The organism is Protofrankia sp. Cas8, from assembly GCF_963555845.1.
Lineage (GTDB): Bacteria > Actinomycetota > Actinomycetes > Frankiales > Frankiaceae > Protofrankia.
On sequence record NZ_CAUVXI010000034.1, the window covers coordinates 24,447 to 33,745 of the forward strand.

The following is a 9,299-nucleotide window of genomic DNA, read 5'->3' on the forward strand; positions in this document are numbered from 1 at the left end:
GCTTACCGTAGGAGAATTCCCGGATTGAGGATTCCGGCCGGGTCGAGGGTGTCCTTGACCGAGCGCAGGACGGCCATCCCGATGTCACCGATCTCCGCCGCGAGCCACGGCTGATGGTCGGTGCCGACGGCGTGATGGTGGGTGATGGTCCCGCCCGCGTCGAGGACCGCGCGGGTGGCTGCGGCCTTCACCGCCACCCAGCTCGCCACCGGTTCGCCGGGCTGGGGACACACGACGGTGAAGTACAGCGACGCGCCGGTCGGGTAGACGTGCGAGATGTGACACATGATCGCCCCCGGCGCATCCTGCGCGGCCAGAGCCGCGACGATCGCGTCCCGTACACCGGTGTACAGGCCGGGCAGCGTCGACCAGAACCCGGCCGTCTCCAGCGTCTCGGCGAACATCCCGACGTCCAGCAGGGCATCGCGCAGGTACGGGCCGCGAAAGCGGTCACGCACCCAGCTGGCCCCGATGTCGCGCCCCAACGCGACCGCGCCGGCCGCGCGCAGCAGTTCGCCGACCTCGGACCGGCGCGCGGCGACCCAGCCGGCCCGGCCCTCGTACCCGGTGATCAGCTGACAGCCGCCGCCGGTGGCGGAGTCGCCGGTGGCGGGGTCGCCGGTGGCGGGGTCGCCGCCGACAGGGCCACCGCCGGGCAGGCCGGCCGCGGTCTCGACCTCATCCGAGAGCCGCACGACCGTCGGCAGCAGATCCCGCTGTGCCAGGGCGCGCAGCACGTCGGCCGCGCCGATGAAATCCGTCAGGCGCCAGCCCTCGTAGTAGGTCGCCTCAGGCCGGGGTCGCACCCGCAGCCGCACCTGGGTGATGACCCCGAAGGCGCCTTCGGAACCGAGTACGAGCTCGCGCAGATCGGGTCCGGCGGCGGACGCGGGCGCGCGGCCGAGTTCCCAGGTGCCGACCGGGGTGGCGACCCGGACACCGAGGACCATGCTGTCGAACCGACCGTGGCCGGCGGATGCCTGGCCGCTGGACCGGGTCGCGGCGAACCCACCGACCGTCGCGTACTCCCACGACTGCGGCAGATGGCCGAGGGTGAAGCCGTGCGTGGCGAGCCCGGCCTCCAGCGCCGGGCCGCGCATACCTGGTTCAACTGTGACGATATGTGACTCGGCGTCGACGCTGACGAGCCGGTTCATCCGGGCCATGTCGAGCGCGATCACACCGGCAAGGCCGGCACGGACGGCGACCAGGCCGCCGACCACCGACGTCCCGCCACCGAACGGAACCACCGCGAGCCGATGGCGGCCACAGACCGCGAGCACGGCGAGTACCTCGTCGTGGCTTGCGGGCAGGACGACCGCGTCCGGGGCATCCATGGCGTCGCCGGCGCGAAGACGCAGCAGGTCGGTCGTGGACCGCCCACGGCAGTGCCGGACCAGGCTCGCCCGGTCGTCGCGTACCCAGGCCGGACCGAGCACGCCCACCAGAGCCGCACGCGCGTCGTCGCCAAGCCTGCCCACCGGCAGCCGCAGCGCATCCGGGCCCACCGGTGGGGTGTCGCGGCAGGCGGTACCCAGAACCTGTTCCAGCAGGGAGCGGACACCGGCGGGCAGCGGCGTGTGCGCCTCCGCCGCGCCCCAGCCCCACCAGACCGTGCCGCCGCCAGCTCCCGTCATCCCGTCATCCCGTCATCCGGCCATCCCGTCATCCCGTCATCCGGCCAACACGAACAATCAGCAGGACTCGTTGTCAGCGGTGACACGACATACACTGTGACAGATGTGGTCACAGCGTGACCGTAGCGTACTCAGCGTGTTACCTAACCGGGCTGAGGCAGCTCAATTGACCGGGTCGCTCAATCGCCGGCAGCGCGATCGGGATCTCGCCGATCTGACGGGCGGAACCGTCGTCGACGTTCTCGTCATCGGCGGCGGGGTGACCGGGACAGGCGTGGCGTTGGACGCCGCGAGCCGCGGGCTGTCCGTCGCGCTCGTGGAAGCCCACGACCTGGCCTTCGGCACCAGCCGGTGGAGCTCCAAGCTCGTCCACGGCGGATTGCGCTACCTGGCCACCGGCGACGTCGCGCTGGCCCGTCAGTGCGCCCGGGAACGCGACATCCTGCTGCGCACCACCGCGCCACATCTGGTGCGGCCGCTGCCGATGGTGTTTCCGTTGATGGCAGGCCTCCCCACCTCCGCTGCTCTGGTCGCCGACGCCGGCCTGCACGCCGCCGACCTGATCCGGCGTGGCGCCGGCACCCCGCGGTCGGTGCTGCCTGGGCCTCGACGGTTGAGCGCGGTCGAGACCCAGGCCATGGTGCCGGCGCTGCGGACCGCCGGGCTGCGCGGCGGACTGCTGTCCTGGGACGGCCAGCTCGTCGACGACGCGCGCCTGGTCGTCGCGATCGCTCGGACGGCGGCCCGGTACGGCGCACGGATCATCACGCACTGCCCGGTCCGATCCATCGACGGGGATGGAGCCGCCGCGGTCGACATGCTCACCGGCACCGCGGTCACGTTCCGTTCGCGGTCAGTGGTGAACGCAACCGGAGTGTGGGCCGGCGAGCTGTGCGGCGACATCACCCTGCGCCCGAGCCGCGGAAGCCACCTTGTCGTGGCGGACAGCGCCTTCGGCGGGCTCCGGACGGCGATCACCATGCCGGTACCGCATGAACGTAACCGATATGTGTTCGCGCTGCCGCAACTCGGTGGGCGGGTCTACGTCGGGCTCACGGACGAACCCGCCGACGCCGTGACCGACACCCCGGCGGCGACCCCGGCCGAGACCGAGTTCCTGCGCGACGTCGTCTCCAGCGTCCTCGCGGTACCCGTTGACCGGGCCGACGTCCTGGGCACGTTCGCCGGGCTGCGCCCGCTGCAGGCCGGGACGGCCAGACGCACCGCGGACCTCTCGCGCCGCCACACCGTCGTCACCTCTGCCAACGGCGTGGTGACCGTCGTCGGCGGCAAGCTCACCACCTACCGGCAGATGGCCGCGGACGCCGTGGACGCGCTGGCGGGGGCACGTGGGCTGCGCACCGGGCCCTGTCGGACCCGAGCGCTGCCCCTGGTGGGCGCGGCCGAGCGGTCGGTGCTCGCCGACGTGGCCGCGCCGCGCCGGTTGGTCGCCCGCTACGGCACCGAGGCGCCCGCCGTGGTCGAGTGCGCGCGGGGCGATCCGGCACTGCTCGCGCCCTTGTGTGACCGTGTGGACACCACTGGCGCGGAACTGGTGTTCGCGCTGCGACACGAGGGTGCTCTCGACGCCGGCGACCTGTTGGACCGGCGCACCCGCATCGGCCTGGTGCCGGCCGACCGTGCCGCCGCGCTCCCCCACGTCCTGGCCCTGCTCGCCGCCGCGGAAACCTGACGACGGTCAGGCTGTGTGGCCGGGTCATGTAGGGACAAGCCAGCGCAGTTCGAGGCAGGCCTTGCCGTCCGCGACGTCGGCGCTGACCTCAAGGACGGGTCCCGGCCACGACTGTGGCAGCCGAACCGGATCCACGAACGTCCCGGCCGCCACCGGGAAGGACACGAACACGCTGCCGGACTCGGGCGAGGACAGGACGGTCAGCAGCACCGGCCCGGCCGGAACCGAACGCAACGCCTGGCCGATCGCGACCACGATGCCCTCCTGCAGGACGTCTGGACACCGGCGCAGGTCACCGGCAAGCTGCACCTCGACGTCGATACCCCGCGACTCGGCGGCCTCCACCACCGGCTCCAGCACCCCGAGTGACCCGGGCGGACCAGCCGTGGAGGCCAGCGTCCGGCGCAGCACCGACGCCCGACGGGTGCACCGTTCCCGCACCGCAGGGTCACGCGGGTCGAGCTGGCCGCCGGCGATCGCGCGCAGCAGCGGCAGGGTGTCGCTGTCGATGTCACGCAGGCCACGATCACGGTCGGCGAGAATCCGCGCGGCCGCTTCCGTCCGGCCGGCGAGCTCGGCCTCGTCCTGCATGGCCTGGGCGGTGGCCTGCGCCGTGCTCCGCAACGCCGGGCCGAACGCGTTGATCAGTGCCTGCAGGGACCACAACCCGTACACGGACGTGCTCAGCCGGGACAGCACGATCGGTCCGGTATCCCCGCCCAGCAGCACGATCGAGACGAGCAGCACGGTCGCGGCGGCCACGGCCACCAGCCACTCCCGCGCCGGGCGAGATACCACGACCAGCACGAGAAGTACCGGCAGCGCCATCGTGGTCGGCCAGTCGATCATCCTGATCGTGTCCCCGCCGGTGGTGTTGAGCCCACCGGCGACGGCGGTCGTGAACGCGAGGATGACCACGCCTGCGGCCTCCACCCGGTTGAGGCTGCGATGCCACATCACCCGGACTGCGAGGGCGACACCTGCGCCGATCGCCACCCACAGCGCGACCGATACGACCGGCCGGTGCACCCGGTCCCAGTAGCCGATCACTGTCAGGACCAGCAGCCCCTGCCAACTGGCGACGGCGAGTGCGACCATCCGCCGCACGCCGGTGTCGTAGTGCCGGCGAAGGTAGCCGACCGCATCGGGCGGCTCGACCGGGGAGGCAGGCGCCCGCCAGGCCATCACGACCGTGGTTCCACGCCCGGGTCGACTGTCGATCTCAATGCTGCCGCCGACGTCGGCGACCCGTTCGGCGATCGAGGCACGCAGGCCGAGCCGCTGCGGATCTGTCCGGCCGGGATCGAAGCCGACACCTTCGTCGCTCACCGTGATATCAAAATGATCATTCCGGCAGTGGGCGACAACCGTCGCCCGGCGGGTGTGGGCATGTCGCGCGACGTTGGCCAGCGCCTCCCCGGCGGCGGCCGTCAGCGCCGCCACGACCAGCGACGGCGGGTCCGCGCCCGCGTCCCGGTGGACGCGCACCTGCACATCGAGTCCGTTGTCACGGGCGTCCGCGGCGAGTCGACTGAGCCGCTCGGTGAGCTCGACGCGCGCATACCAGTCGTGCCCGGCGATGAGATCCTCCATCGCCTCGACGCTGCGCGCGCACCGGCGTCGGGTCGGCTCGTCGTCCGCGCCACCGCCCCATCCGATGCCGGTGAGGGTGTTGAGCACCGTGTCGTGGATGACCCGTTCCCGTTCCCGCCGGTCGCGCCGGCGGGCGTCGGTGACCGTCGCGGCCCGCAACCGCTCGGCTCCGGCCGCCAACCGCGCGTCCGCGGCGACCGCGTTGCGCTGCAGCCTGGTCACGGCCAGCCGGAACACCAGGCAGACCGCGACGAGCAGGCCGGTGGAGCCGGCCACCTGGGGCATCGCCGTCGGTGCGCTGCTGAACTGCACAGCCGCAAGCACGGCGACAACCACGGGGAACAGGACGGCGGGCGCCTGCCAGGCAGCGGCGACGCCGGCTCCGATCAGCATCCGGTAGATCCAGGTGCCACCGTCGCCGAGAGACTGCGGCGGCAGCCACCTGGGAGCACCCACGCCGAGGACCACCGCCGTGACGAACTCCCCGACCACCAGCCAGTTCGGGATCCGCCCGCGCATGGCGCCACCGATGAAAACCAGGTCCCACAGCACGGCGCCGGCCACCGCCGCGAGTCGCTCGGTCGACCCGAGATACCAGCCGTTCCAGATGAGGACGTACGCGACGAGGACGAACAGCGACGCCACCCGTATGACCACCAGCACTCGGGCGGTCACGGATTCCAGCGCGTCACGAGCACGGCCATGCACGAACCCTCAGTCTGGACCCTCGAAGCGGCCGGGTGACACGGAACCGTCAGGAACCGACCGCTGTCGGTGAAATCCCGGGAGAGCGCCCGAGGATAGGGCGTTCGATCAGCGAGCGGCGATCTGGACAGTCCTATCCTCGGTCGCTCGTAATGGTGAGGGCCGCGACCCGGTCACGGTGCTCGATCGGATCCCCATAGCTGTAGGCCTCGCGCTTAGCCCGCTTGTAGAAAAAATGGGCGTCGTGCTCCCAGGTGTAGCCGATCCCGCCGTGATACTGGATCATCGCGGCGGTCACATCCCGGGCGGTCTGCGAGGCCTTGCTCTTGGCCACGGCGACCGCGAGCCGGCGGTCGGCGAGCCCGGCATCCAGCGCGTGCGCCGCATACAGGACCGCATGCTCCGACATGGTCACGGCGACGTGCAGGTCTGCGAGGTGGTGCTTGAGCGCCTGGAAGGAACCGACCGCCCGGCCGAACTGCACCCGGTCGCAGGCGTAGGCGACGGTGCGCGTCAACGCCTCCCTGGCAAGGCCGACGAGGTCCCCCGCCGTGAGCACCGCGCCCCGATCGAGAAGTTCGACGAACACGCCCGTGGACGAGCCGGGAAGGCGCTGCCCGGGTACGCCGTCGAGAACCACCGAAGCCGTGCGCACCGAGCCGTCATAGCTTTCCAGGCCGGTCACCTGGACCCCCGGCAGACCCGGTTCGACCAGGTACAGCCCGACCCCGCCGCCGGGTTCCAGGGCCGCCACCACGATGATCTCCGCCGCTTCGGCGTAGTCGACGGGCAGCGCAGACCCGGTCAACCGGCCCGCCTCGTCGGCGCCGACCCGCACGCCGCTGGGGTCGTAGCGACCGGTGGGCCCCCGCAGCGCCACCGTGGCCACCAGCGCACCCGAGGCGACGGCGGGCAGCAGGGCCGCCTTCTGCGCATCCGATCCCGCCAGCCCAAGCGCCTCGCCCGCGAGCACCGTCGGCAGCCACGGCCCGGGTACGACGCCCGCACCGAAGGCGCGGGCAACCACCTGGGCGTCCACCAGACCGAGCCCCAGGCCGTCGTACTCCTCGGGGACGCACACGGCGAGCCAGCCCTGCTCGCCCATGGCCTTCCACAGCTGCGCGGGAATACCGGTGCCGCCCGGGTCCTCGAACACGGCACGGACGGCGCTGCGATCAAACTGGTCCGCGAGGTAGTCGCGGACGGCTTCACCCAGGGCGCACTGCTCGTCGGTGAGCGCGAAGTACATGGCTGGTCCTATCGGAGGCTCGAGGGAGTCAGCGAGCATGGCCGAAGGCGGCGCGATCATTGCCCGTCCGCGCCGCCGGAGGCTCACCACTAGTCATCGAGGAAGCCCGAGGATCCGCTCGGCGACGATGTTGCGCTGCACCTGCGACGAACCGCCCCAGATCGTCACCGAACGCGACCACATGGCCTCCTGCTGCATGGCGCGCAGGTCGGTGTCGGGGCGCGGTCGGGCGAGCGTCGCCTCCGGACCGAGCAGGTCGTCGAAGGTCTCCCACAGGTCCTGGTGCGTGTGCGACCACTGCAGTTTGGTCACAGATGACCCGGCCCCGAGGTCCTCGCCCCGTTCGACCTGGGTGAGCACGTGCATGGAGCGGTAGCGCAGGCACTCGAGCTCGACCATCCGGCTGGCGAGCTGCTGGCGCAGGATCGGGTCGCCGGTGCGGCCGAAGGTGGCCGCGGTGGCCACGATCTCGTCGAACTGCCGGCGCATGGCGGTGTACTGGACGATGCCGGAGGCCCCACGTTCAAACGACAGCAACAGCATCGCCGTTGACCAGCCGTTGCCGACCCCGCCGAGACAGTCACCGACCTTCACCCTGGCATCGGTGAAGAACACCTCGCCGAACTCGCTCGCGCCGCTGATCTGACGCAACGGCCGGGCCTGCACCCCGTCGGAGCGCATGTCGATGAGCAGCATGGAGATGCCGCTGTGCCGCTGGGAGCCGGGTTCCGTGCGGACCAGCGCGAAGATCTTGTCCGCGTACACGGCATTGGTCGTCCAGACCTTCTGACCGTTGACGACGAACTCGTCACCGTCGAGCACGCCGCCGGTGCGCAGCGCCGCGAGGTCCGAACCCGCACCCGGCTCGGAGAAACCCTGGCACCAGATCACCTCGTTGCGCAGCATCGGGCCGATGATGTCGCGCTTCTGCTCGTCGGTACCGATCGCCATGACGGTGGGGGCGAGGAAGGCCAGCCCGAGGGCGTTGACCGTGTGTGGCGCCCCGGCACGCTGCGTCTCCTCGTCGTAGATCGCCTGCATGCCGGGCGTCCCGCCGCGCCCGCCGTACTCCCGTGGCCAGGAGATACCGGCGAAGCCTGCGTCGTATTTGCGGCGCTCCCAATCCCTGCGCAGCTCGAACGCCGCCGCCTCGGGCATGGCCGACCAGAACGACCGGGACCGCCACCGCGGCGGGACGTTGTCCGCCAACCACGCACGCAGCTCCGCGCGGAACTGTTCCTCCTCGGGCGTGAACGTGAGGTCCATCAGGCGGCTCCTGCGGGCGGGCTGTGGGCAACGCGGCATGCGGAGTTTATTTGCAGCGGGCACGATGTGACGTGTGTCCGCGCCCTACCTTGCATCCGCGCTCCGGAAACGGGGAACACGATGATCGTTCCGGCACGGCTGAACCCCACCACCCGGGACGACGCCCTGCGCCAGATGGCGACCGACGTCGTCGACGTCGTCGTCATCGGCGGCGGCGTCACGGGTGCGGGGGTCGCGCTCGACGCGGCCACCCGCGGCCTGTCGGTGGCCCTGGTCGAGGCACGAGACCTCGCGGCCGGCACATCCAGCCGGTCGAGCAAGCTCATCCACGGTGGGCTCCGTTACCTCGAGCAGCGCAACGTGGCGCTGGTCGCCGAGGCGCTGCGGGAACGGGCGCTCCTGCTGGACACCCTGTGCCCGCACCTGGTGCGCCCGGTCCCGTTCATATACCCGATCACGCATCGGATGTGGGAACGCGCCTACGTCGGCAGCGGAATGCTGCTCTACGACACCCTCGGCGGCGGTCGCCGCAACGTGCCGCACCACCGCCATCTGAGCAGGCAGGCCGCGCTGCGCGCCGCACCGTCCCTGCGACCGGACTCCATGGTGGGGGCGATCCAGTACTGGGACGCCCAGGTCGACGATGCCCGCCACACCATGTTCGTCGCCCGCACCGCGGCCCACTACGGCGCCCTGATCGCCACCAGCGCCCGGGTGACGGGACTGCTGCGGGAAGGCGACCGGGTCAGCGGCGTCCGTGTCGACGACCTCGAGAACGGCGGGCAGATCGACGTCCGGGCCCGCCAGACCATCAACGCGGCGGGGGTGTGGACCGACGACATCCAGGCCATGGCCGGCGGTCGCGGTCAGCTGTCCGTCCGGGTTTCCAAGGGCATCCACCTGGTCGTGCCCCGCGACCGGATCCACTCCACCACCGGGCTGATCCTGCGTACCCGGACCAGCGTGCTGTTCGTGATCCCCTGGGGCTCGCACTGGATCATCGGAACGACCGACACGGACTGGAACCTCGACCTCGCCCACCCGGCAGCCAGCAGCGCGGACATCGACTACGTGCTGGAACACGTCAACCGGGTGCTGCGCACACCGCTGACCAACGAGGACATCACCGGGGTCTACGCCGGGCTGCGGCCGCTGC

Annotated in this window: 6 protein-coding genes; 2 read left to right on the plus strand and 4 right to left on the minus strand. The window is 71.5% G+C overall.

All coding sequences use genetic code 11. The annotated features are described in order from the left end of the window. Positions 1-2: 2 nt before the first annotated feature. Entirely contained in the window at positions 3-1,637 is a 1,635-nt protein-coding gene (locus U9977_RS07860) for an FAD-binding oxidoreductase (RefSeq protein WP_322748527.1), read from the minus strand. Positions 1,638-1,803: 166 nt separating this feature from the next. Here U9977_RS07860 and U9977_RS07865 point away from each other — a divergent pair, with 166 nt between their 5' ends. Next, complete coding sequence (locus U9977_RS07865; protein ID WP_322748528.1) at positions 1,804-3,330, plus strand: glycerol-3-phosphate dehydrogenase/oxidase; 1,527 nt, start codon at positions 1,804-1,806, stop codon at positions 3,328-3,330. A 24-nt stretch (positions 3,331-3,354) separates the two neighbouring features. Here the strand turns inward: U9977_RS07865 and U9977_RS07870 are convergent, their stop codons facing one another. The 3 genes from U9977_RS07870 to U9977_RS07880 all read right to left on the minus strand — a co-directional run bounded on the left by U9977_RS07870 (position 3,355) and on the right by U9977_RS07880 (position 8,143). Next, positions 3,355-5,631: an ATP-binding protein gene (locus tag U9977_RS07870; protein ID WP_322748529.1), complete on the minus strand. Its 2,277-nt coding sequence runs from the start codon at positions 5,629-5,631 to the stop codon at positions 3,355-3,357. A gap of 130 nt (positions 5,632-5,761) precedes the next feature. Continuing rightward, the gene (locus tag U9977_RS07875; protein WP_322748533.1) at positions 5,762-6,877 is read right to left on the minus strand and encodes an acyl-CoA dehydrogenase family protein; all 1,116 of its coding nucleotides are present in this window, start codon (positions 6,875-6,877) and stop codon (positions 5,762-5,764) included. Positions 6,878-6,970: 93 nt separating this feature from the next. Beyond that, positions 6,971-8,143, minus strand: coding sequence for an acyl-CoA dehydrogenase family protein (locus U9977_RS07880; protein WP_322748530.1), 1,173 nt, complete (start codon positions 8,141-8,143; stop codon positions 6,971-6,973). A gap of 120 nt (positions 8,144-8,263) precedes the next feature. Here U9977_RS07880 and U9977_RS07885 point away from each other — a divergent pair. Then, the coding region (locus U9977_RS07885) for a glycerol-3-phosphate dehydrogenase/oxidase (RefSeq protein ID WP_322748531.1) at positions 8,264-9,299 on the plus strand (1,036 nt) is incomplete at its 3' end.

Excerpts from the sequence above, each read along its gene's own strand:
- U9977_RS07860 (WP_322748527.1), bottom strand. The coding sequence starts at position 1,637 with ATGACGGGAGCTGGCGGCGGCACGGTCTGGTGGGGCTGGGGCGCGGCG.
- U9977_RS07875 (WP_322748533.1), bottom strand. The coding sequence starts at position 6,877 with ATGTACTTCGCGCTCACCGACGAGCAGTGCGCCCTGGGTGAAGCCGTC.
- U9977_RS07880 (WP_322748530.1), bottom strand. The coding sequence starts at position 8,143 with ATGGACCTCACGTTCACGCCCGAGGAGGAACAGTTCCGCGCGGAGCTG.